This window comes from Pyxidicoccus sp. M15 (assembly GCF_056858435.1).
Genome location: NZ_CM166495.1, coordinates 7,935,579 through 7,957,691, shown reverse-complemented (window position 1 = coordinate 7,957,691; position 22,113 = coordinate 7,935,579). Strand labels below are relative to the sequence as shown.

At 70.3% G+C, this 22,113-nt stretch carries 20 protein-coding genes; 17 read left to right on the top strand and 3 right to left on the bottom strand.

The genetic code is table 11. The annotated features are described in order from the left end of the window. Positions 1 to 42 precede the first annotated feature (42 nt). From ACX9TP_RS29290 to ACX9TP_RS29265, 6 genes are all read left to right on the top strand, one after another. Positions 43 to 858, top strand: coding sequence for a chemotaxis protein CheW (locus tag ACX9TP_RS29290; protein ID WP_482973929.1), 816 nt, complete (start codon positions 43 to 45; stop codon positions 856 to 858). Between the two features lie 117 nt (positions 859 to 975). Continuing rightward, positions 976 to 2,286 (top strand): response regulator, encoded by a 1,311-nt coding sequence (locus ACX9TP_RS29285; protein ID WP_482973928.1) that lies wholly within the window; start codon positions 976 to 978, stop codon positions 2,284 to 2,286. A gap of 64 nt (positions 2,287 to 2,350) precedes the next feature. Then, on the top strand, positions 2,351 to 6,007 hold the full coding sequence (locus ACX9TP_RS29280) for a valine--tRNA ligase (protein ID WP_482973927.1): 3,657 nt from the start codon (positions 2,351 to 2,353) through the stop codon (positions 6,005 to 6,007). A gap of 11 nt (positions 6,008 to 6,018) precedes the next feature. Continuing rightward, positions 6,019 to 6,894 carry a carboxylating nicotinate-nucleotide diphosphorylase gene (nadC, locus tag ACX9TP_RS29275; RefSeq protein ID WP_482973926.1) on the top strand — a complete coding sequence of 292 codons (876 nt, stop codon included), beginning with the start codon at positions 6,019 to 6,021 and terminating at the stop codon, positions 6,892 to 6,894. Positions 6,895 to 7,037: 143 nt separating this feature from the next. After that, positions 7,038 to 7,679, top strand: coding sequence for a hypothetical protein (locus ACX9TP_RS29270; RefSeq protein ID WP_482973925.1), 642 nt, complete (start codon positions 7,038 to 7,040; stop codon positions 7,677 to 7,679). Then, entirely contained in the window at positions 7,676 to 7,921 is a 246-nt protein-coding gene (locus tag ACX9TP_RS29265) for a hypothetical protein (protein WP_482973924.1), read from the top strand. The genes ACX9TP_RS29270 and ACX9TP_RS29265 overlap by 4 nt, the downstream gene beginning before the upstream one ends. Positions 7,922 to 7,996: 75 nt before the next feature. Here the strand turns inward: ACX9TP_RS29265 and ACX9TP_RS29260 are convergent, their stop codons facing one another. Beyond that, on the bottom strand, positions 7,997 to 10,915 hold the full coding sequence (locus ACX9TP_RS29260; protein ID WP_482973923.1) for an SBBP repeat-containing protein: 2,919 nt from the start codon (positions 10,913 to 10,915) through the stop codon (positions 7,997 to 7,999). A gap of 134 nt (positions 10,916 to 11,049) precedes the next feature. On the opposite strand from ACX9TP_RS29260, the gene ACX9TP_RS29255 reads away from it, so the two are divergent. Then, positions 11,050 to 11,469 (top strand): hypothetical protein, encoded by a 420-nt coding sequence (locus ACX9TP_RS29255; protein ID WP_482973922.1) that lies wholly within the window; start codon positions 11,050 to 11,052, stop codon positions 11,467 to 11,469. 41 nt (positions 11,470 to 11,510) lie between these two features. Here ACX9TP_RS29255 and ACX9TP_RS29250 read toward each other — a convergent pair whose 3' ends face one another. Next, positions 11,511 to 13,127, bottom strand: a complete 1,617-nt coding sequence (locus ACX9TP_RS29250; protein ID WP_482973921.1) for an alkaline phosphatase family protein — start codon at positions 13,125 to 13,127, stop codon at positions 11,511 to 11,513. A gap of 98 nt (positions 13,128 to 13,225) precedes the next feature. Between ACX9TP_RS29250 and ACX9TP_RS29245 the strand changes: the two genes are divergently transcribed. The 4 genes from ACX9TP_RS29245 (at position 13,226) to ACX9TP_RS29230 (ending at position 15,668) form a co-directional block, all read left to right on the top strand. Continuing rightward, positions 13,226 to 13,654, top strand: coding sequence for an acyl-CoA thioesterase (locus ACX9TP_RS29245; protein WP_482973920.1), 429 nt, complete (start codon positions 13,226 to 13,228; stop codon positions 13,652 to 13,654). A 29-nt stretch (positions 13,655 to 13,683) separates the two neighbouring features. Continuing rightward, entirely contained in the window at positions 13,684 to 14,649 is a 966-nt protein-coding gene (glpX, locus tag ACX9TP_RS29240; protein ID WP_482973919.1) for a class II fructose-bisphosphatase, read from the top strand. Between the two features lie 39 nt (positions 14,650 to 14,688). After that, positions 14,689 to 15,114 (top strand): type II toxin-antitoxin system RatA family toxin, encoded by a 426-nt coding sequence (locus ACX9TP_RS29235; protein WP_482973918.1) that lies wholly within the window; start codon positions 14,689 to 14,691, stop codon positions 15,112 to 15,114. A 377-nt stretch (positions 15,115 to 15,491) separates the two neighbouring features. Continuing rightward, positions 15,492 to 15,668, top strand: coding sequence for a hypothetical protein (locus tag ACX9TP_RS29230; RefSeq protein WP_205520329.1), 177 nt, complete (start codon positions 15,492 to 15,494; stop codon positions 15,666 to 15,668). Between the two features lie 138 nt (positions 15,669 to 15,806). On the opposite strand, the gene ACX9TP_RS29225 is transcribed toward ACX9TP_RS29230, so the two are convergent. Then, positions 15,807 to 16,868 carry an ADP-ribosylglycohydrolase family protein gene (locus ACX9TP_RS29225; RefSeq protein ID WP_482982237.1) on the bottom strand — a complete coding sequence of 354 codons (1,062 nt, stop codon included), beginning with the start codon at positions 16,866 to 16,868 and terminating at the stop codon, positions 15,807 to 15,809. Positions 16,869 to 16,947: 79 nt separating this feature from the next. Here ACX9TP_RS29225 and eno point away from each other — a divergent pair, with 79 nt between their 5' ends. The 6 genes from eno to ACX9TP_RS29195 all read left to right on the top strand — a co-directional run bounded on the left by eno (position 16,948) and on the right by ACX9TP_RS29195 (position 22,105). Beyond that, entirely contained in the window at positions 16,948 to 18,246 is a 1,299-nt protein-coding gene (eno, locus tag ACX9TP_RS29220) for a phosphopyruvate hydratase (RefSeq protein ID WP_482973917.1), read from the top strand. 4 nt (positions 18,247 to 18,250) lie between these two features. Continuing rightward, on the top strand, positions 18,251 to 19,039 hold the full coding sequence (gene surE / locus ACX9TP_RS29215) for a 5'/3'-nucleotidase SurE (RefSeq protein WP_482973916.1): 789 nt from the start codon (positions 18,251 to 18,253) through the stop codon (positions 19,037 to 19,039). A gap of 14 nt (positions 19,040 to 19,053) precedes the next feature. Next, positions 19,054 to 19,989 carry a peptidoglycan DD-metalloendopeptidase family protein gene (locus ACX9TP_RS29210; RefSeq protein ID WP_482973915.1) on the top strand — a complete coding sequence of 312 codons (936 nt, stop codon included), beginning with the start codon at positions 19,054 to 19,056 and terminating at the stop codon, positions 19,987 to 19,989. 101 nt (positions 19,990 to 20,090) lie between these two features. Beyond that, on the top strand, positions 20,091 to 20,441 hold the full coding sequence (locus tag ACX9TP_RS29205) for a hypothetical protein (protein WP_482973914.1): 351 nt from the start codon (positions 20,091 to 20,093) through the stop codon (positions 20,439 to 20,441). Between the two features lie 10 nt (positions 20,442 to 20,451). After that, a complete protein-coding gene (locus tag ACX9TP_RS29200) occupies positions 20,452 to 20,829 on the top strand; it encodes a hypothetical protein (RefSeq protein ID WP_482973913.1) in 378 nt (125 codons plus the stop codon). Positions 20,830 to 20,968: 139 nt separating this feature from the next. Continuing rightward, complete coding sequence (locus ACX9TP_RS29195) at positions 20,969 to 22,105, top strand: hypothetical protein (RefSeq protein WP_482973912.1); 1,137 nt, start codon at positions 20,969 to 20,971, stop codon at positions 22,103 to 22,105. The last annotated feature ends 8 nt before the right edge of the window (positions 22,106 to 22,113 follow it).

Sequence of the window (22,113 nt, the reverse complement as noted above, 5' to 3'; positions counted from 1 at the left end):
AGGGCTTAGCACCAAGGGATGGAAGGCTGCTAGGGTAGGGCCGTGTCACCCTTCGAAAGCGGACGCCGGCTCTGCCTGCTCGTCGAGGCAGGAGAGACGCGCTACGCGGTGGAGGCCACCTCCGTCATGGAGGTGGCCATGCCCGGTGCCAACGGCGGCAGCCTCCGTGGCGTGCTGGAGGTGAAGGACCTGTCCGCCCTGCTCGGCGGCCCTCCAGAGGAGGGAGCGGGCATGGTGGTGGTGCTCGACGTCAGCCCGACGCTGGCCGTCCGGGTGCGCTCCGTCGTGGAGGTGGCCGACGTCGCCCGCGCGCCCTTCTTCCTTTTGCCGCCTGGACTGGCGGACTCGCTGGCGCCCCTGAGCCGCGGCGCGGTGCTGCACAAGGAGCGGCTCTACCTGGAGCTCATCGCGGAGGCGCTGCCCCACCGGGTGGGCCCCCACCTGTCGCCCGCCCCCCTGCGCCCCGTGCACTGGGCCGAGGCCGCGCCCGAGCGCGCGCTCATCTTCGAGTCCCAGGGGCGCCTGTTCGGCGTGCCGCTGGGCCTGGTGTCGCAGGTGGTGGAGCGGGGGGATGCCTTCAGTGTCCTGCCCGTGCAGAGCGGCCCGGTGGCCGGTATCTTTCCGCATGTCCAGGTGCTCTGGCCCATCTGCTCCGTCCCCGCGCTGCTGGGCGCGGCCCCGGCCGCCGAGTCCTTCTTCATCCTCACCGAGCTGGCCGGCCGGAACGTGGGGCTGACGGCCACCCGGGTGCTTGGCGTGCTGCACCGCTTCGAGCCGGACGAGGCCGTGGGCTCCTTTCGCGCCCCCGGTCTGCCCGGCCCCGTGTTGTTCCTGGACCTGCAGCGCATGTTTTCTTGATCGTCCTGGAGCGCGAACCGTAAGCTGCCCCGCTTGATAGAGTGCCGCGACCTGGCTTTAGCGGCATGAATCCCCAACGAATTCAGAGGGGTAGACGCCCTCCCGAGGCCCGAACCGATGCCCAAGAATCTGCTGGTCGCCGATGACTCGCTCACCATCCGCAAGGTGATCGGGATGATCTTCGCGACCGAGGACTTTCAGGTGACCGCGGTGGACAACGGGCTCGACGCCATCTCCCGTGTCCGCGAGCTGCGCCCGGACGTCGTCCTCGCCGACGTGATGATGCCGGGCAAGAGCGGCTACGAGGTCTGCGAGGCGCTCAAGAGCGACCCGGCCACCCAGGGCATCCCCGTGGTGCTGCTGGCGGGCACCTTCGAGGCGTTCGACGAGAATCGCGCCCGCGCCGCCCGCGCGGATGACCACATCGCCAAGCCCTTCGAGAGCCAGGTGCTGCTCGACAAGGTGAAGGCGCTGGTGGGCCAGAAGTCCAACACCATGCCGGCCTCCATGGCCACGCGGGTGATGCCGCCGTCGGCCCAGCCCGCGGCCCCCGCGCCGACGGCCCAGCCCGCGCCGACCGCGGCCGCCCGTCCGGCGGGGATTCCGCAGGGCACCCAGGGTGGCTTCCCGCGTCCTCCGGGGCCGGGCATGCCGCCGGGGGCTCCGGGCGCGCCGCGTCCTCCGGGCCCCGGCGCTCCGCCTCCGGGCATGGCCCGTCCTCCCGGGCCGGGCATGCCGCCGGGTGCTCCGGGCGCGCCGCGTCCTCCGGGGCCGGGCATGCCTCCGGGCCCCATGGCCCGTCCTCCCGGGCCGGGCATGCCTCCGGGCGCGCCGCGTCCTCCGGGGCCGGGCATGCCGCCTCCGGGCGCCGCCGCGCGTCCGGGCGTGCCGCCTCCGCCGGGGGCTCCCGCGCCGGGCATGCCGCCGCGTCCGGGCGTGCCTCCCGGGCCGGGAGCGCAGCCTCCGGGCATGGCCCGTCCGGGGATTCCGCAGGGCACCCAGTCGGGCTTCCCGCGTCCTCCCCCGGGGGGCGCGCCGCTGCCTCCCGCTCCGGCCGCCGCGCCACAGCCGGCCGCCCGGGCGAGGGATCCATTCGGCCTGGGGGCTCCCGCCGCGCCGCCGGCCGCCGCCCAGCCGTCCATCAGCATCGAGGACTCGCTGCCGGACACCCAGGGCGCTGAAGAAATCTCCCTCGACATGGGGACTCCTCCGGCGCCCGCTCCGGTCGCCGCCCGTCCCACCGCCGCCCCGACCGCGGCGCGCCCCACCGCTTCCGATGGGGGCGAGGCGCAGCTGCGCGAGGCGCTGTCGAAGGCCTCCCGTGAGGTCATCGAGAAGATTGCCTGGGAGGTCGTACCGCAGCTGGCGGAGACCATCATCCGTGAGGAGCTCGAGCGGCTCATCAAGGACCGAGAGACGCAGCACTGAGGCGTTCTACGCCGTACCCTCCTGACCCTCCCGCCGGCCCCGTCCCCGGGGCTGGCCGTCTGCAATGACCGACACCACTGAACTGTCCAAGGCCTACGAGCCGACCGAGGTCGAGGCCCGCTGCTACGCCTTCTGGCTGGAGAAGAACTACTTCCGCGCCGAGGCGACCTCCGACAAGCCGGCCTTCTCCATCGTCCTGCCGCCGCCCAACGTCACGGGCAGCCTGCACATCGGCCACGCGCTCACCGCCACCATCCAGGACATCCTCACCCGCTGGAAGCGGATGAGCGGCTTCAATGCCCTGTGGCTCCCCGGCACGGACCACGCCGGCATCGCCACGCAGATGGTGGTGGAGAAGGAGCTGAAGAAGACCGAGGGCAAGAGCCGGCACGACCTGGGCCGCGCGAAGTTCCTCGAGCGCGTCTGGGAGTGGAAGGGCAAGTACGGCGCCCGCATCGGCGAGCAGCACCGCTACCTGGGCGCGTCCCTGGACTGGAGCCGCGAGCGCTTCACCATGGACGAGCAGTCCTCGGCCGCGGTGCGCGAGGTCTTCGTCCGCCTGTACGAAGAGGGCCTGATGTACCGGGCCCAGAAGCTCATCAACTGGTGCCCCTCGTGCCGCACCGCCCTCAGTGACTTGGAGGTGGAGCACGAGGAGAAGAACGGCTCCATCTGGCACATCCGCTACCCCGTGAAGGACAGCGACCGCACGCTCACCGTGGCCACCACGCGCCCGGAGACGATGCTGGGCGACACCGCGGTGGCCATCCACCCGGAGGACGAGCGCTACACGGGCCTGGCCGGGCAGACGGTGAAGCTGCCGCTGACGGACCGCGAGATTCCCATCATCGCGGACGCGGAGCTGGTGGACCCGAAGTTCGGCACCGGCGTGGTGAAGGTGACGCCCGCGCACGACTTCAATGACTACCAGACGGGCCTGCGGCACAAGCTGCCCATGCTCACCATCCTGGACGACGCGGCCCGGATGACGAAGGACACCGGGAAGTACTCCGGCATGGACCGCTTCGAGGCGCGCAAGCAGGTGCTCGCGGACCTCACGGAGATGGGGCTGCTGGAGAAGGAGGAGCCGCACAAGCTCTCCGTCGGCACCTGCCAGCGCTGCGCCACCGTGGTGGAGCCGCGCCTGTCGCCGCAGTGGTTCGTGAAGATTGAACCGCTCGCGAAGCCGGCGATTGAGGCGGTGGAGCAGGGCCGCACGAAGTTCGTCCCCGAGGCGTGGACGAACACGTACTTCCACTGGATGCGCAACATCCACGACTGGTGCGTCAGCCGCCAGCTGTGGTGGGGCCACCAGATTCCCGCGTACTACTGCACCTCGTGCAGCCCCCGGCAGGGTGATGACACGGACCTGCCGCTGGACGCGCCCACGGTGAAGGTGGGCGGGGTGGACTTCGCGCGCGCGGAGCCCATCGTCGCTCGCGAGCAGCCGAAGTCCTGCCCGAAGTGCGGCGGCACGTCGTTCATCCAGGACTCGGACGTGCTGGACACGTGGTTCTCGTCCGCGCTGTGGCCGTTCTCCACGCTGGGCTGGCCGCGCGAGACGCCCGAGCTGAAGACCTTCTACCCGACGTCCGTCATGGAGACGGGCAGCGACATCATCTTCTTCTGGGTCGCCCGGATGATGATGATGGGCCTGCACTTCATGGGGGATGTGCCCTTCCGCACCGTCTACCTGCACGCGATGGTGCGCGACGAGAAGGGCGAGAAGATGTCCAAGGTGAAGGGGAACGTCATCGATCCCCTGGACATCGTCCTCGGCGCCACGGCAGACAAGCTCCAGCCGACGCTGAAGAACAAGTTCCCCCAGGGCATGCCGCCGTTCGGCGCGGACGCGCTGCGCTTCACGCTCGCGACGCTCACCCAGCAGGGCCGGGACATCAAGCTGTCCATGGACCGGCTGGCTGGCTACAAGGCCTTCTGCAACAAGCTGTGGAACGCCAGCCGCTTCGCCCTGATGAACATGGGCGACTTCCAGCTCGACGCGCGAGCGCTGACGGAGCGCAAGCTGACGCTGGCGGACCGGTGGATTCTCTCCCGGCTGCAGCGCGCCACCACCGAGACGCACAAGGCGCTGGAGGAGTTCGGCTTCGCCGAGGCCGCGTCCACGCTGTACCAGTTCCTCTGGGCCGAGTTCTGCGACTGGTACATCGAGCTGGCCAAGGGCTCGCTGTACGGCGAGGACGCAGAGGCCAAGGACTCCACGCGCGCGGTGCTGGTCTACAGCCTGGACCGCATCCTGCGGCTCCTGCACCCGTTCATGCCGTTCATCACCGAGGAGATCTGGCAGAAGCTGCCGATGTCCCGGCCGACGGACAGCATCATGATTGCCCCGTTCCCGGAGCCGGACGCGGCGCTGGTGGACGAGGCGGCCGAGGCGGAGATGGCGCCCGTCATCGCCGCCATCGAAGGCCTTCGCACCATCCGCGGCGAGAGCAACCTGCCGCCCGCCACGAAGGTGAAGGCGGTGGTGCAGAGCCCGGACGCGCGCACGCGCGAGCTGCTGGAGCGGTGGCGTGCCTACCTCATGCCGCTGGCCGGCCTCTCCGAGGTGCAGGTGGGGGCGCCGGGCGCGAAGCCGCCGCAGGCCGCCGCCTTCGTGGGCCAGAACCTGGAGATCTACGTCCCGCTGGCGGGCCTCGTCGACCTGGACGCGGAGCGCGAGCGGTTGAAGAAGGAGATTGCCCGCGCCGAGCAGGAAGTGGCCGGCGTGCTGCGCAAGCTGGAGAACCCCAACTTCGTGGCCAAGGCGCCGCCGGACGTGGTGGAGAAGGACCGCGCCCGCGTCGAGGAGTTGAAGGAGCGCAAGGCCAAGCTTCAGGACCACCTGCAGCGGATTGCCCCGGAGCCCGCGATGCCCGAGAACACGCCGTCCGAGAGCACCACGTCGTCGTCCCAGGAGACCGTCTCCCCCTCCGCCCCGGCCCAGGTGAAGGCCGCCCCGACGCAGGAAGAGAAGGGCGGTGTGGACCTGGGCCAGGAGTTGAAGGGTGAGATGGGTGAATCGGACGGCGCGCCCGAGGCCGCGGACCCGCAGGTCCAGGACGCGCTCGCGAAGCTGCGCGAGCGCACCAAGGAGGGCCTGTCCGCGGCGGACCACCAGGACCTCGGCGTCGCGTACATGAGCATGGGGCTCGTGGACGACGCGATGCGCGAGTTCAACCGGGCCAAGGAGGGCGCCGCCGAGGCTCCGGCCACCGGCACGGACGAGGACTCCGCTCCGGCGAAGGCGCAGGGCGACAAGCTTGCGAAGCAGGTGCCGGCGGCGAAGCCCGAGCGTCCGGCCTCCGCGAAGAAGACGCCGTCCGCTCCGGCGAAGGTGCAGGGCGACAAGCTGGCGAAGCAGGCCGCGCCCCCGGCGGCTCCGGTGAAGACCGCCGCGGCCCCGGCGAAGAAGGCCCCGGCGCCCGCGAAGAAGGCGGCCCCGGCAAAGAAGGCCGCGGCGCCCGCGAAGAAGGCGGCCCCGGCAAAGAAGGCCCCGGCGTCCGCGAAGAAGGCGGCGGCGAAGAAGGCCCCCGCGAAGAAGGCGGCGGGCAAGGCTCCGGCGAAGAAGGCCGTGGCGAAGAAGGCCCCCGCGAAGAAGGCGGCGGCGAAGAAGGCGGCGGGTCGCAAGGCTCCCGCGAAGAAGGCCTCCGCGAAGAAGGCGGCGGCGAAGAAGGCCACCCGGGCGAAGCCCACGGCACGGGCGAAGGCCCGGCGGTAACTGGAGGCGACGTGCAGCAGGATTACCTCGACCGTCTCATCGCGCTCGCCCTCGATGAGGACCTGGGGGCGGCGGGAGACGTCACCTCGCAGGCCCTCATTCCTCCCGACGCGGAGGGCAGCGCGGAGCTGGTCGCCAAGGAGCAGCTGGTGCTCGCGGGGATGGAGGCCTTCATCCGCGTGTTCCACAAGGTGGACCCCGACGTCGAGGTGGAGCTGATCCGCCGCGACGGCGAGGAAATCAAACCCAAGGTGGTCGCCGCGCGCTGCCACGGGCGGCTGCGCTCGCTGCTCGTGGCGGAGCGCACCGCGCTCAACCTCGTCCAGCGCGCCGCGGGCATCGCCACCCTGGCGCAGCAGGCGATGACGTCCGTGCGGGGGTCCAAGCTGAAGGTGCTGGACACCCGCAAGACGCCTCCGGGCATGCGCACGCTGGCCAAGGACGCCGTCCGCATGGGCGGCGCCTCCAACCACCGCTTCGGCCTCTTCGATGGCGTCCTCATCAAGGACAACCACATCGCGGCGGTGGGCGGCTCCATCTCCGAGGCCCTCCGCCTCGCGAAGCTGCACGGGCCCCGGCTGTGCAAGATTGAAATCGAGGTCACCAACCTCAAGCAGCTCGCCGAGGCCATTGAGCACGGCGCCGACGTGGTGATGCTCGACAACATGGACGACGCGCAGATTCGCGAGGCGGTGAAGCTCACGAATGGCCGCGTTCCGCTCGAGGTCTCCGGCGGCGTCACCCTGGACCGGCTGCCCCGCCTGGCGAAGCTGGGCGTGGACTTCGTGTCCATGGGCGCGCTGACGCACTCCGCGCGAGCCATGGACCTGTCGCTGGAAATCACCGGCACGGCGAAGAAGCCGCGCACCAAGGCGAAGCCAGCGTAGAGCGCATGCGAGGGCGGGGGCCTTGTCCCCCGCCTGACGCGCCCTGTACGCGGCGCAGCTCCTGACGGAAGCATTGCCGAGCGTCCTGTAGCTACGTTGTGATAGTAGCCCGCTCGACACCTTCACGAAATTCAGGAGTTGCAATGAAAGCGATGCTTCGCGGTGCCCTGCTGTGCTCCCTGTTCGTCGTCGTGGGCTGCAAGACGGGGACGGGTGGCACCCGGCCGACGCCTCCTCCCGAGGAGACGGCGCCGTCCGTCGTCGAGTCCTGCGACGAGACGCAGAAGGCCCTCTCCAAGGAGGCGGACACGCGCGCCAGCCCCTACGGCATCGACCAGCACGTCGAGAAGAACTTCAAGGACCGCAAGGTGGCGTGGCTGATGCCGGACGCCATCTACCAGAAGTTCATCGTGCAGACGGGCGCGAAGAACTTCGGCCGGTGCAACGACAGCGGCTGCTTCCAGTTCGCGGCCCCCGCGGCCACCATCCAGGATGCCGTCACGAAGTCGATGGTGGATGGGAAGCATGACCCCGCGGTCATCGGTCAGGCGCTCGGGCTGCCCGCGAAGAACTTCGAGGGCCCGCTGCGGATGGTGACGCTGGACCTGGCGGCAACGAAGTCCTGCGCCCGCCTGCCCGTGGATGAGGACCCGGGCGTGTGGAAGTGCCAGACCCCCGAGGACACGGACTGCTTCAAGTTCGGCGGGTACACCTCCGGCGGCATCCCCGAAATCATGGTCATCAACGCGCCCGTGGACCAGGCCAGCATCTCGGAAGTCCCGTGAGCGACGAGGAGGTGCTCATCCAGAGCCCGCTCCTCTACCGGTTGGTGCGGGCTCCGGATGGGACGCTGATTCTCGAGGTCGTGGTGGGCGGCATCGCCATGTACGAGGTCCGCGTGCGCCTCACTCCGGACGAGGCGGAGTCCTACGCTCGGGAGGGGCGCGCCTTCGCGGACCGCATGGCCCAGGCCATCATGGCCAATCCTCCCTTCGGAGGGCGCTCGGTGCGGAGCACGGAGTCGTGAGCTGACGCGGTCTCCGCCCCTTGCTGCTTCACCGCCTGGAGAGGGGCCCGAATTGGCGCCCCTCTCCGGCTCGGCTCACGGCGAGAAGCGGCCCAGGTAGACGTCCTTGCCACCCGCGCTCGTCTGGCCGGGCAGGGTGCCCATCGTCCCACCCACCAGGTACACGCCGTTGCCAGTCAGCGTGGCCGCGCCCAGCGCCACCTCGTCCGTGGCGGAGCCCAGGTGCTGCGTCCAGCCACGCGTGCCGTCGCTGGTGTAGCGGGTGAGGTACGCGTCGAAGCCGCCCGCGTAACCCGGAGCCAGCGCGCCGGTGCTGGAGCCGGCCAGGTACACGGTGCCCGTGGAGTCGGTGGCCACGCCGTAGCCGAACTCCTCCGCGGCGGTGCCGACCTGCCGGGCCCACTGGCGGTCCCCCGCGCTCGTCCAGCGCGACACGAAGGCATCCGAGCCCCCCTGGTTGTCGTACGCCAGCGCGCCCGTGGTGGAGCCGCCCACGAGGATGGCGCCCGTGCCGTCCACCTCCACGTCCTGCGCCACGTCATTGCCAGGGCTGCCCCACTGGCGCAGCCACGTCAGCGTGCCCGCGGCGCTGTACTTCGCGAGGAACACGTCCTGGCCGCCGCTGCTCGCGGCCCCCTGCATGGCGCCGCCGGTGACGCCCGTCACGTAGACGTTGCCGCCGGAGTCCGCCGCCACGCCGTAGGCGACGTCGTCCGAGGCCGTGCCCAGCATGCGCACCCAGAGGAGGGCGCCCGCCGCGCTGTACTTCGCCACGAAGGCGTCCTTCGCCCCGGCGTTGGTGGCCTGGAGCGAGCCCGTGGTGTAGCCCGCGACGAAGAAGCTGGTTCCGTCCGTGGCCACCGCCCGCACCGAGTCCTCGGCGGCCGTGCCCAGCATGCGCACCCACTCGCGCGTCCCCAGCGAGTTGTACTTCGCGACGAAGCCGTCGGAGGTGCCTCCGAGATACGCCTCATCCGCGAGGGCGCTGCCCGCGTTGCCGCCCATGACGACGGCCGTGGTGGTGGCTGCCACGCCGTAGGCGTGCTCGTCACCCGAGGCGCCCAGCTGCCGGCCCCAGTCCCGACTGCCCGAGGCGCTGTAGTGCCGCAGCACCGCGTCGCGGCCGCCCTGGTTGTCGTAGTCGAACGCGCCCAGCGAGTAGCCCACCACGTAGGCGCCGCCGTTCGGGTCCGCCGTCACCGCATAGCCGTACTCGTCCGAGGACGTGCCGGTCTGCTGCTGCCACAGCAAGTCCCCACCCGTGGGGGGCGGAGTCGTCGTCGTGCAGCGCTCCAGCGCGCCCTTGTCCGGCCCGCTGCCGCAGAAGGTGGCGCCCGTGTTGTTCAGCGCGCTGTCCACCGCGGGCGACGTCGACTGGAGCGTCAGGTCGCCCGCGGACTCCAGCGTGAAGGCCGGTGCCGCCATGGAGCTGGTCGGGTCTCTCAGCGTCAGGCCGCCAATGGCGCACGCGCTGCTGCGCCAGCCGCTCAGGTCCTTGTCCCCCTGGGAGAAGTCACAGGCGAGGTGCGCGGCGGAGCCGTCCGCATGGGAGTAGAGGTTCCCATCGGACTCGAAGTCCACCAGGTAGCGGCCATCCGTCACCAGCCACCGCGAGCCGGCCGCGGACAGCGAGATGACGTTGTTCCAGAAGTCCATGTTGCGCACCGTCCACCCCGCGCCGGAGATGACAACGCCCATGCGGCCCGCCTGGGAGATGGTGTTGTGGAAGAAGTCGCCACCATCCAGCTTCTGGAGGTACATGGCGGTGCCGGAGGTGCTGTTGCTGCCGCAGCCCTTCTCGCCCCAGTACAGGTGGTGGAAGCGGGTGCGGGCGACGACGATGTTGGCCACCGGGTCCGTGGCGCTGTTGCCCACGCCCAGGCCCATGCAGGCGTCGGAGATTTCGGAGTCCTCCACGCGGATGCCCTGGGCGCTGAAGTGGAAGATGGCGGTGCCTCCGCCCCGGAGCGTGCCGCTGGAGTCCTTCGCGGCGCGGAAGCCGTGGTAGCGCTCGCGGCGCATCGTGATGAAGTCGCAGTCCTTGATGTCCGTGGCCTCCTCCACGACGCCCTGGTTGGCGGGGCTGGTGAACATGTCGTTGTCCTCCAGCGTGATGTCCGCGGGCCGCGCTCCGGGCGTGTAGCCGTAGAGGGGACCGGCGCACTGGAGCCCGTCGCCGGTGTTGTCGTGGATGGTGTTGCCCTTCACCAGCACGGAGTGCGAGTCGGACAGGACGACGATGGCGTGGCCGTCATCGCGCTCGCGGCAGTAGCGGCGCAGGACGTTGGACGCGTCGTACTCGGGCTTGCAGAAGCTGCCGGCGGAGCAGTTCGCGTGCGTGGTGCAGGCCACGCCTCGTGCGCTGCCCGCGGTGTGCTCGAAGGTGTTGCGCAGCTCGTTGCCCTGGATGAGGACGTGCTGAGCCTGCACGTTGAGCGCGTCCAGCGAGGCGTCACGCACCAGGCTGTTGCGCAGCGTCAGGTGGTCCGAGCGGAAGAGCACCGCGTGCGTCCGCGCATAGCGGCCGTCCAGCTCCAGGCCGTCGAGAATCCAGTACCGCCGGTTGAGGCGGAAGATGGGTGCGCTGCCGTTGCTCTTGAGCACCGGCTTCGCCTCGCCGGGGGCGCCGCGAATCGTGAGGGGGGCGGCGGCCGTGCCGTCCAGCGCCGAAGCGGAAGCCAGGTCCACCTGCACCGCGTCGTAGGTGCCCGCGTGGACGTAGACGGTGAAGCCGGCAGGCAGGCCGCGCACCGCCCGCACCACCGAGCGCCAGGGTTTTGCCGCGCTGCCGTCGCCGGTGGAGTCGCTACCAGAGACGCTGACGTGGACCACCTTGTCGGCGGGTGACACGTAGTTGGCATAGGCGTTCTGTGACTGCACCGTGGCCGCACTGCGACGGTCCCCGGCCACGATGTCCTTGCTCACGGCCGCAGGGGCCTGGGAGGCAAGGGCCAGCACCGCGAGCGCGAAACTCCGCGCCACATTCCCACGCATTCGGAACTCCCGTTCGTTTTGTTAACTGGAGGATGAAGCGCGGCCAGGGTCGCACTGACCCACTCGGAAATTCCATGTAGGGACCGGGGAGGCAGAGAAGCGCTCGATGGCTCGGGCGGGGGGATGGCGCACACATGGAGAAGGCCTTGATCCACTGGTCCAAGGCTGTCGCCACGTGGATGGAGCGCGCGCTCGCGCTCGCCATCCTCGTCGCGGTCACCGCGTTCGCCTGGCACAGCGCGGGCGCCGTGGTGAGCACGGACTGGGAGAGCGCGGATGCGCTCTACGACGTCATCTACCGCGTGCTCCTGATGGTCATCGGCATCGAGCTGGCGCGCACCCTCATCACCCATGACCTCATGGCCATCCTCGAGCTCCTCGCGTTCGTCATCGCGCGCAAGATGCTCAAGCCCGACCTTCCGGCCCTCGACATCCTCTTGAGTGCGGTGGGCTTCATCTGCCTGCTGGCCGCGCGCCGCTACTTCTCCGCGCCTGCCGCCCCCACGGCACCGCCCGCATCAGGCGGGCCGCGGCGGAGCGCGCCTCCGGATTGATGCGCTGGCTGGGATTCCTGCAATCCGATGGCACCTGAAGCTCACTTGCCGGTGAGCACCTCGGCGCGCGGCTTGCCCTCCGCAGACGCGGGCATGCCCATCTCCATCAGCGCCGCCAGGGTGGGCGCCACGTCGACGGGGTCCATCTCCTCCATGTACACGCCCGGCTTGATGCCCTTGCCCGCGAACACCACGGGCACCTGCGAGTCATACGCGTACGGCGTGCCGTGGCTCGTGCCTTCCGGGGCCGTGTAGAGCAGGGCGAAGGGCTTGAGCATGTACAGCACGTCCCCGCCGCGCTCCGGGTAGTAGCCCTTGCGCAGCGGCCCGAGATGGCCCCCCACGTCCGGCGCGGTGAAGAGGTCGTCCCGCGCCACCGCCAGCACCACCGCCGGCTGCTTCGCCAGCCAGGCCGCCGCCGCGCGCCGCACCGCCGCACCGTCCGTCTTGCCTCCCTCCAACGACTTGCCGGAGAGGTACACGTCCAGCTCCTCCAGCGTGGCCGTCACGTCGCCGCCGAACTGCTTGCGCAGCTCCTGCGTCAGCGCCTGGGCCAGCACCGTCGGGCTGATGCGCTGCGCCGGCAGCCCCTGCGCCGCCCACTGCTCCGGAGGCGCCGCGCCGCCATGGTCCGCCGACAGCGCGATGACCAGGTTGGCCCGGCCTCCCGCCGCGCGCTCGGCCGCGGCGATGAGGTCTCCCAGCGCCTTGTCCAGCCGCAGCACCGAGTCCTGCATCTCCCACGAGTACGGGCCGAACTCGTGGAACACCAGGTCCGTCCCGCTGACGCTCACCGCGAGCAGGTCCGGCACGTCATCCTTGCCCAGTCCCTCGCCGACAATCGCCGCCTTCGCCGCCTCCACCAGCACGTCATGGGCGTCGGGGGACACGCCGAACGCCCGGTAGAAGGTCAGCCCCGGCGACGGCAGCCCTCCGTCCATCGGGTGCGGGAAGGTGCGGCCCAGGCCGTACGCATTCACCTCGTGGGGGCGGTCGTCCTCGCCCACGTACTCCGTGCGCGGCCGCGACAGCTCCCACTTCTTGCCGAAGAAGGACTCCGGCAGCTTCCGCGCGTTCAGCTCCTTCACCCACGCGGGGAACTCCTTCGTGTACCAGGTGCCCGTGACGAACTTCCCCACGCCGTCGTCGAACCACCACGCCTGGCCCAGGCGCCCGGCCAGGGCGATGGCCGCACGGGACTTGAGCGACACCGCCACCGCCTTGCCCCGCTCCTGCGTCGCCACCCGGAGCCGGTCCGCCAGCGTCTCCACCATGAGGTTCGCCGGGCTGGCGTCCTGCCCCGGCGCCAGCGGCACCTCCAGCACCGGGTGCGCCGGGTCCACGAAGGAGTTCACCGGCTTGCCCGTGGCGCGGTCCACCCAGCGGTTGTCGATGATGCCGTGCCGCCATGGGTTGGCGCCCGTGGAGAGGGTGGCGTGGCCGGGCGCGGTGCGGCACTCCGCGTAGCCGTAGCGCGCGTACGGGTAGAAGGCGCCCGCGTTGAGCAATTGCCCCAGGCCCCCCTGGAGCCGGGGCCGGTTGCGCAGCAGCACGTCGCTGCCGAGCGCATCCACGGTGATGAACAGCGTGAGCCGCGGCGGACGGGCCGAGGCGGGCAGGGCGGCCAGGGCCGTCATCAACAGGAGTGCTCGAATCATACGTCGTAGAAGCTGCCCTGGTGCGGTGGTGGGAAGCAACCAACATCCCACGCGACTGCTTGGACGCAGAACACCGCCCTGTTACGGTCGGCGCCCTCATGGTCGAGGCCCGGCTTCGCGTCATCTACGGCGACACCGATCAGATGGGTGTCGTCTACTACGCGAACTATTTCCGCTACTTCGAGTTCGCCCGCAGCGAGTACTTCCGCGCGAAGGGCGGCAGCTATGCCGAGTTGGAGCGCTCCGGCACGCAATTGCCCGTCGCGGAGGCGAGCTGCCAGTACCGCGCCCCCGCCCGTTACGACGACCTGATTGTCATCCGCGTCACGGTGGGCGAGTTGCGCCGCGCGTCCATCGTGTTCACCTACGAGCTTTTCCGCGACGGCGAGCCACGCACGCTGCTGTGCACTGGCCGTACCCTGCATGCCTGCGTGGGGCGCGACGGCAAGCCGGTCCGGATGCCGGACGCCATCGTCCGACTGCTGAAACCCTCGGAGCCGAAGCCGGGCTCCCCCACTTCCACCTGAACCTTCAGGGACACTCAAGGAGCACACACATGGATCGCAACCTGGCAATGGAGGTCGTGCGCGTCACCGAGATGGCGGCCATCGCCTCCGCGCGACTGATGGGCCGCGGCAACAAGGACGAGTCGGACCAGGCCGCCGTGGACGCCATGCGCAAGGCCTTCGACGCGCTGCACATCGACGGCACCGTCGTCATCGGCGAGGGCGAGCGCGACGAGGCGCCCATGCTCTATATCGGCGAGAAGGTGGGCAAGCGAAGCGAGGGCGCTCCCGAGGTGGACATCGCCCTGGACCCGCTCGAGGGCACCAACCTGTGCGCCTACGGCCGGCCGGGCTCCATCTCCGTGGTGGCCATGGCCGGCAAGGGCGGCCTGCTCAACGCGCCCGACACGTACATGGAGAAGATCGCCGTGGGCCCCCGCGCCCGCGGCGCCATCGACCTGCGCAAGTCCCCCACGGAGAACCTGCGCAACATCGCGGAGAAGATGAAGGTCTACGTGGAGGACCTCACCGTGGTGGTGCTGGACCGCGAGCGGCACGCCGACCTCATCAAGGAGGTCCGCGCCGCGGGCGCCCGCATCCGCCTCATCGAGGACGGTGACGTGGCCGGCGCCATCGCCACCTGCTTCGACGACACGGGCGTGGAGGTGCTGATGGGCATCGGTGGAGCCCCCGAGGGCGTCATCGCCGCGGCCGCCATCCGCGCCACCGGCGGCGACATGCAGGGCCGGCTCGTCCCCCGCAACCAGGGCGAAATCGAGCGCGCGAAGAAGATGGGCATCACCGACATGTCCAAGATCTACACGGCCGAGGAGCTGGCGAAGGGCGAGGTGATGTTCGCCGCCTCCGGCGTCACCACCGGCGACTTCCTCAAGGGCGTGCGCTTCTTCGGCGGCGGCTGCGAGACGCACTCGGTGGTGATGCGCAGCAAGACGGGCACCGTGCGCTTCATCCAGTCCCTGCACAAGTTCGACAAGAAGCCGGGGTACGCTTTCTAGGCCACACCCCCACGCTGTCACCTGGAGACGGAGTCACCCATGCCTGGCGCCACGCGGACCATCGTCATCAACGCTCCCGTCGAGAAGGTCTTCGACATCATCACCCAGTACGAGCGCTACCCGGAGTTCCTGCCGGAGGTGAAGGAGGTCCGCGCCGCCAACCGGCAGGGCAACACGCTGGAGCTCCACTACAAGGTCGATGTGATGAAGACGGTGCGCTACTCCATCCGCGTCACGGAGGAGCGCCCCCGCCGCATGGCCTGGACCTTCATCGAGGGTGAGATGATGAAGGACAACAAGGGCAGCTGGGTGCTGGAGCCCGAGGGCGAGGGCAAGACGCGCGCGACCTACAACGTGGAGATGGCCCTGGGCCTGCTGGTGCCCAAGGCCGTCGTCAACGCCCTGGTGGACACCTCGCTCCCCAAGATGCTGGAGGCTTTCAAGCGCCGCGCCGAGGGTGCCTGAGGACCCTTCCAGGTCCCCAAAGACGTCTGACGCAGGCCGTCATGTCCGCCATGAGCAGGCGGGCAGGCGGCCCCCGCGGGCGGGTGCCTTGCCGCCCGAATGCCCCGGGTCTGCCCATGGGTTGGACCGCTTGCGGGCCAATTCGAGGGCATTAGAATGAACATCGTCCCAGGCGGTATTTCGCCCTCCCTGACATTTGCGCCACGGTCGCCCTGGCCTGGATGTCGGGTGGCGGACGAGCAACCGTGCGAGATGGCTGCGACGTACCCGTTCCGGAACCGGGGTTCTTAATTTGCATCTGAGACAGGTGGAAGTGGTATTGGGGCGGGACGGCGGGCGTACATCGGGGTACGTAGGCTGAGGGAGACGGAAGACCCATGCTCGACGCCTTCATCATCGAAGAAATCAAGCGACGTGAGCGCCGCCGGGAGGACCATGAGAGGCCGGTGGTGGAGCTGCCGCTGCCCGCTCCTGACGACCGCCCCCGGCGCCGCACGGAAACCGAGGACGAGAAGCCGCAGCGGGGCGTGGTGGTCATCGACCTGCTGTCCTGATTCCAACGCGCGGCCCGGCGGCCGCGACGTGTGTCACCGAGCCCGCGGTGGGAGTCCTCCCTGAGAGGACAGCCCCCCGCGGGCTTCGCACATCCAGGGCCTGGAGACGGGCACTGCGCCCTCGCGGGCCCGGCCTCCTCACACCGCGGCGAGCGCCAGCAGGTGCCTCGGGTGGTACACGTCCCAGAGGGGGCCCTTCACCGTGGACATCGCCTCCAGCACGCCCTTGCGCCACTCGGCGGGGAGCGCCTCCTCGCCGTGGAAGGCGCCCACCAGCGCACCGGTGATGGCCGCGTGGGCCTCCGTGTCGCCCCCCCGGTGGACGACGTCCAGCAGCGCGGCCTCGGCGCTCGGGGCGTGGAGCAACTCCCAGAAGGCCAGCCGGAAGGCGACGCGCACGGCGTGCAGCGGCCGGTGCAGGTGCAATTCCGGGCCGTAGAGGCACGGGTCCTCCTGGCGGGCCAGCACCAGGTCCTCGCGCAGGAGGGCGGCGGCATGCGTCACCTCCTGCACGTAGTCGCTGGCGGAGCGCCCGAGCGCGGCGCCCGCCACGAGCAGGCCGGACTCCGCGGCGACGAGGAGGTCCTCGGGCTTGAGCTCCGCGCCGCTGGTGACGGCGCGTGCCAGGGCCGCGTTGAAGGCGGCGCAGGCGAGCTGGCAGCGCGGGTCGAAGTGGGTGAGGGCGGAGTCCTCCAGCGAGGCCTGGGTGCGCGCGGCGGTGTCGCCCGCCAGGTACACGCCCAGGGGCGCGGTGCGTGCCAGGCTCCCCGCGCCCGCGGGCTGGCGGAAGGCGCGCAGCCACACGCGGCGGCCGGCGCCCAGCGGCAGGCCCTGCTGACATTCCTCCAGCACGTCCTTCATCGGCTCGCTGACGTCGAAGGCGTGGGGCTGCCAGGCGCGGTAGCGGCGGAGCGCGTCCGCGGCGTCATAGCGCCTCAAATCCCTGAGGCTGTGGGACAGGCAGCAGGCCAGCTGCACCTCCTCCGTCACCTGGCCCTTGCGCAGCTCGTGTGGCCCCCCGCCCAACAGCTTGAGGTAGGGGCCCTCGGCGCGCGCGGGGAAGGGCACCGCCATGAAGGGCCGGTGCGCGGTGGGCACGGAGAGGGCGTTGCCCACGGCCAGGCCCAGCAGCGCGCCCCGGCGACGCTGGGCAAGGAGGGGGTCGGGCCCCTTGGGGGCATTGCGGCGGTTGGGCGGCATTCGACGGGTGGACACTGTAGCAGTGACGGATGCGAGCATGCTTGCCCGCTCCGGAGCCCTCCTCTAGAAAAGCCCGCCTATGACCGAGATTGCTCAGATTCTTGCGCGTGAAGTGCTCGACTCCCGTGGCAACCCCACCGTGGAGGCCGAAGTCCACCTGACGGGCGGCTCGCGCGGCCGCGCGGCGGTGCCCTCCGGGGCATCCACCGGCGAGCACGAAGCCATTGAACTGCGTGACGGCGACAAGGGCCGCTACCTGGGCAAGGGCGTGCGCAAGGCCGTGAAGAACGTCATGGACGTGCTGGCCCCGGCCCTGGTGGGCATGGACGCGGCGGACCAGTTCGCCGTGGACCAGAAGATGCTGGAGCTGGACGGCACGCCCACCAAGGGCAAGCTGGGCGCCAACGCCATCCTCGCGGTGTCCATGGCCTGCGCCCGCGCCGCGGCGGACGCGCACGGCATGCCGCTGTACCGGTACGTGGGCGGCGCCCAGGCGCGCACCCTGCCGGTGCCGCTGATAAACATCCTCAACGGCGGCGCGCACGCGGACACCCGCGTGGACGTGCAGGAGTTCATGGTGGTGCCCGCGGGCGCCACGACGTTCGCCGAGGGACTGCGCTGGGGCGCCGAGGTCTTCCACGCGCTGAAGAAGATCCTCAAGGGCCGCAAGCTGGCCACGGGCGTGGGCGACGAGGGCGGCTATGCCCCGGACCTGCCGGCCAACGAGGAGGCCCTCAAGCTCATCATGGAGGCCATCGACGCCGCGGGCTTCAAGGCCGGCGAGCAGCTGTTCCTCGCGCTGGACGTGGCGGCCAGCGAGTTCTTCGACAAGGGCTCGAAGAAGTACAAGCTCAAGGGCGAGGGCAAGGAGTTCGACTCGTCCGGGATGCTCGACTACTACCGCGGCCTGTCCGAGCGCTACCCCATCATCTCCATCGAAGACGGCATGGCGGAGGATGACTGGGACGGCTGGAAGAAGCTCACCGACGCGCTGGGCAACAAGCTGCAGCTGGTGGGCGACGACCTCTTCGTCACCAACGTGGAGCGGCTGGGGCGCGGCATCGACGGCGGCATCGCCAACTCCATCCTGGTGAAGGTGAACCAGATTGGCTCGCTGACGGAGACGTTCGACGCCGTGCGCATGGCGCACAAGGCGGGCTACACGTCGGTGATGAGCCACCGCTCCGGTGAGACGGAGGACACCACCATCGCGGACCTGTCCGTGGCGCTGGACTGCGGGCAGATCAAGACGGGCTCGGCGTCGCGCTCGGACCGCATCGCCAAGTACAACCAGCTGCTGCGCATCGAGCAGGAGCTGGGCGCGTCCGCGCGCTACGCCGGCCGCTCGGTCTTCCGCTCCCTGGCGCAGAAGAAGTGAGCCCGTGAGCGACAAGCAACCGCGCATCCTCGTCTCCAACGACGACGGCTACTTCTCCGAGGGCCTCAAGGCCCTCGTGGACGCCGTGACACCGCTGGGCGAGGTGTGGGTGGTGGCGCCCGACCGCGAGCAGAGCGCCGCCTCGCACGCCATCTCCCTGCACCGGCCGCTGCGCATCAAGGAGGTGCGCGAGCGGTGGTTCGCCGTGGACGGCACCCCCGCGGACAGCGCTTATCTGGCGATCAACCACCTCCTGAAGGATGATCGCCCGGCTCTCATGGTTTCCGGCATCAACCACGGCGCGAATCTGGCCGAAGACGTCATGTACTCCGGCACGGTGGCGGCGGCGATGGAAGGGGCAATCCTCGGGGTTCCCGCCATCGCCTTCAGCCTCGTGGCCCGGGGGCAGTTCGACTTCGGCCCGGCGGCCCGCTTCGCCCGCTCGCTGGTGGCGAGCGCGCTGGCGCGTCCGCTGCCACCGAGGATGCTCCTCAACGTGAACATCCCCGGTGGGGTGGAGCCGGACGGCTACGTGGTGACGCGCCAGGGCCGGCACACCTACGGGTACGAGGTGGTGGAGAAGGTGGACCCGCGGGGCCGCAAGTACTACTGGATTGGCGGCAGCGAGTACCAGCACGAGGACATCCCGGGCAGTGACTGCAATGCGGTGCACCTGGACCGGCGCATCTCCGTGACGCCGCTGCACTTCGAGCTGACGGACCACGGGCGGCTGGGTGAGCTCGCGGGCTGGACGCTCGAGGGCTACGCGCGGCACGAACCGGACGGTGCCTAGCGTTGAAGTCCTCCGTGGCCAGCCGAGCGGGTGGGGCGCTCCGGGTATTCCTCGTGGCCGTGCTGTTCGCCGGCTGCGCGGGAACCCGGGCGGCCGCTCCCGGTCCGGACACGGCGTGGGCCCCGGCGGAGGACGTGAAGGGCGCGGCGCCCGCCGGGACATCCTCCGGGACGGTGTCGACGGGGAAGGGGGGTGCATTCCCCTTCGCCCTGAGGTCCGCGCACGCGGAGCCGGAGTTGGTGTCCATGCGCCATCGCGTGGCGGCGGGCGAGACGATGTACCGCATCGCGAAGACGTACGGCCTCTCAGTGGAGGAGCTGGGGTCGGCCAACGGCATCAAGGCGCCGTGGACGCTCGCGGTGGGGCAGGAGTTGACCGTCCCCGGGGTGGCGCGGAGTGCCCCGGTGGAGGCGCACGAGGTGCTGGCCGAGGCGGACTCGGAGCCGGTGCGGACGTCCTCGGATGGCGGGTCCCGGCGCAGTGTGGTGGCTCGCCGCGAGGAGCCGCCGTCGCGCTCGCGTCCGGCACCGCGTCCGGGCGTGGGCTCGCGGCCGCGGGTGGCCACGCAGGGCATGTTGGACTGGCCGCTGAGGGGCGTGCTGTACGGGCGGTTCGGGAAGAAGGGCAAGGAGCCGCACGACGGCATCGACCTGGCCGCGCCCGCGGGGAGCCCGGTGAAGACCGCGAAGGAGGGCACGGTGCTCTACGCGGGCGAGCAGCGCGGCTATGGCAACATCGTCATCGTCGAGCACTCGGACCGGCTGATTACGCTGTATGCGCACAACCGGGAGCTGCGCGTGCGCACGGGTCAGCGGGTGCTTCCGGGACAGGTGATTGCCACGGTGGGCGAGTCGGGGAAGACGTCCGGACCGCACCTGCACTTCGAGGTCCGCCTGGACGGCAAGCCGATGGACCCGCTCGACTACCTTGGCCCGATGCCGTCCTCTTGAGGCCGGTGGCGGTGCGCACGTGAGGGGCCGTGCGCTGCTGATCGCCCTGCTGCTCTGCACGGGCTGTGGCCATGCGCGACGTGCGGTGGAGGCTCGGACCTATGTCATCTCCGACGATGCACAGGGAGTCGGCGGCTCTGGAGCTCGGGACTGCCATCAAGAGCAGATCCAGTGTTCCATACCCCCATCGCAAGGGAGATGGTTGGCACCACGCCTACTGCACCCGGACCTGCCGGGAGGCCTACGTACAGTGCGTCCAGGAGCAGGAGCAAGAGGAGCGGAACAGGCCTCGCCATACCCTGGAGTTCCCGGATGTAGACAGGGCGCTTTCGTGGTTGGGGGAGCACAAGGCCGAAGTTGCAGTCGGCACTGTCGTCATCGTTGCGGGTGTCGCCTTCATCGTGGCTACTGGAGGCAGCGGTGCGCTGCTCCTGGTGCCGCTTGCGCTGTGACAGGTGGAAGATGGCCTACGACCCAGATTTCGATGTGGATGCCATCATCCGCATCATCGGCACCATCAACGAGAAATACCCGGATGGCTCTTTGGAGGACGAAGCCCTCCACATCGCCGCGGGGGCGCTGGTCTACCTTCGGGACGGCCAGAAGTTGGATGAGTACCGAGCGTACTTCCGGAAGTACTTCGCTCCCGCTACCAGCGTGGCACTCGTCGCTCAGTCGTTCACGTCCCGAGCAGAGGCCGACGCCTGGCTTGCGAGCGGAGCGGCTCCGGATGGCGCGCTCGTAAGCATCGCGGGTGAGGGCTTCACCGTCGTAAGCCTGCCGGGCCGGTGGGAGTTCCTGCGAACCCCTCTTCCCGAAGAGCTGAGCCCACCCGATTAGCTCGGAGCCCGTGCTCGCGTGTGTCGCGTGGGCGTGCGGACGGCAGCCAGCCTGCCTGCCCGGCGATTTTCGGGAGACCGGCTGAAGTCCGCCTCCTCCCTCTCCGTGGGAGGCCCGGGTAGGGATAGAGTCTCGCGCCGTGCCGCGCTCCCTCACGCTGCTTGTCTCCACCTTCCTCCTCCTGACCACGGCTGCCCGTGCTCAGACTCCGTCCGCCGAGGTCAGTGCCCCGCCCGCGCCCGCCGCCGAGGCGCCGGCTCCCGCGCCGGCCCCGGTGACGCCGCCCGCGGTGGAGACACCGGCCCCCACTCCCGCGCCGCAGCCCGAGCAGGAAGCCCTCGTCGTCGCGGTGCTGACGCTCGAGTCCAACGCGTCCGCCCGTGACTCCGCACCCGGCGTCACCTCCCTCATCGCCTCGCGCCTCGCCGAGTCCCAGCGCCTGCGCGTCCTCTCCCAGCGCGACATCGAGACCGTGCTCGACGCCGAGCGCCAGCGGCAGCTCCTCGGCATCAAGTCCTGCGACCGGGGCGCGTGCCTCCAGGAACTGTCCTCCATCACCGGCGCCCGTTACATCATCACCGGCCGCCTGGACCGCTTCGGCGACCAGTACCTCCTCACCGCCAGCCTCGTGGACACCATCGGCGGCCGCAGCCTCGCCAAGCCCCGCGCCGAGGCCCCCGAGGCCGACACCCTCCTGCGCACCGCCGAGGCCGTCGCCGACGAGCTCCTCGCCGCGCTCGTCCACCCCGAGGAGGCCATTTCGGGCCGGCCCCTGCTGGGCGGCCCCAGGACGGGCGGCGGCGGCTTCGTGCTCGGCCTGCGCATCAACAACAACTTCATCGACAACCTCGCCACCCTCAACCCGGGCGGCGACCTGGAAATCGGCTACTGGTTCCACCCCGAGTGGGTCGGCTTCGCGCAGATTGGCTTCAGCTACGTGCGCTCCAACACCGAGGGCGCCAAGGGCGGCCTCAACGTCCTCCCCAGCCTCGTGGGCCTCCGCCACTACCACAACGTGGCGAAGCCCCTCCGCCCCTACTGGGGCTTCGGCCTGGGCGTGCAGCTGTCCTTCGGCGACTTCGGCATCTTCCAGTCCACCGGCCCGCTGCCCACCGTCGTCGGCTTCGGGGGCCTCGAGTACCTCATCGCCGGACACGTGGGCGTCCAGCTCGAGGTCGGCACCAACGTCGCGCAGGCGGTGATGGGCCTCGCCGAGTCCAAGCTCGGTGACGGCCTCAACCTGGACCTCAACGCGGGCATCGCCTACCACTTCTGAGAGTCGGA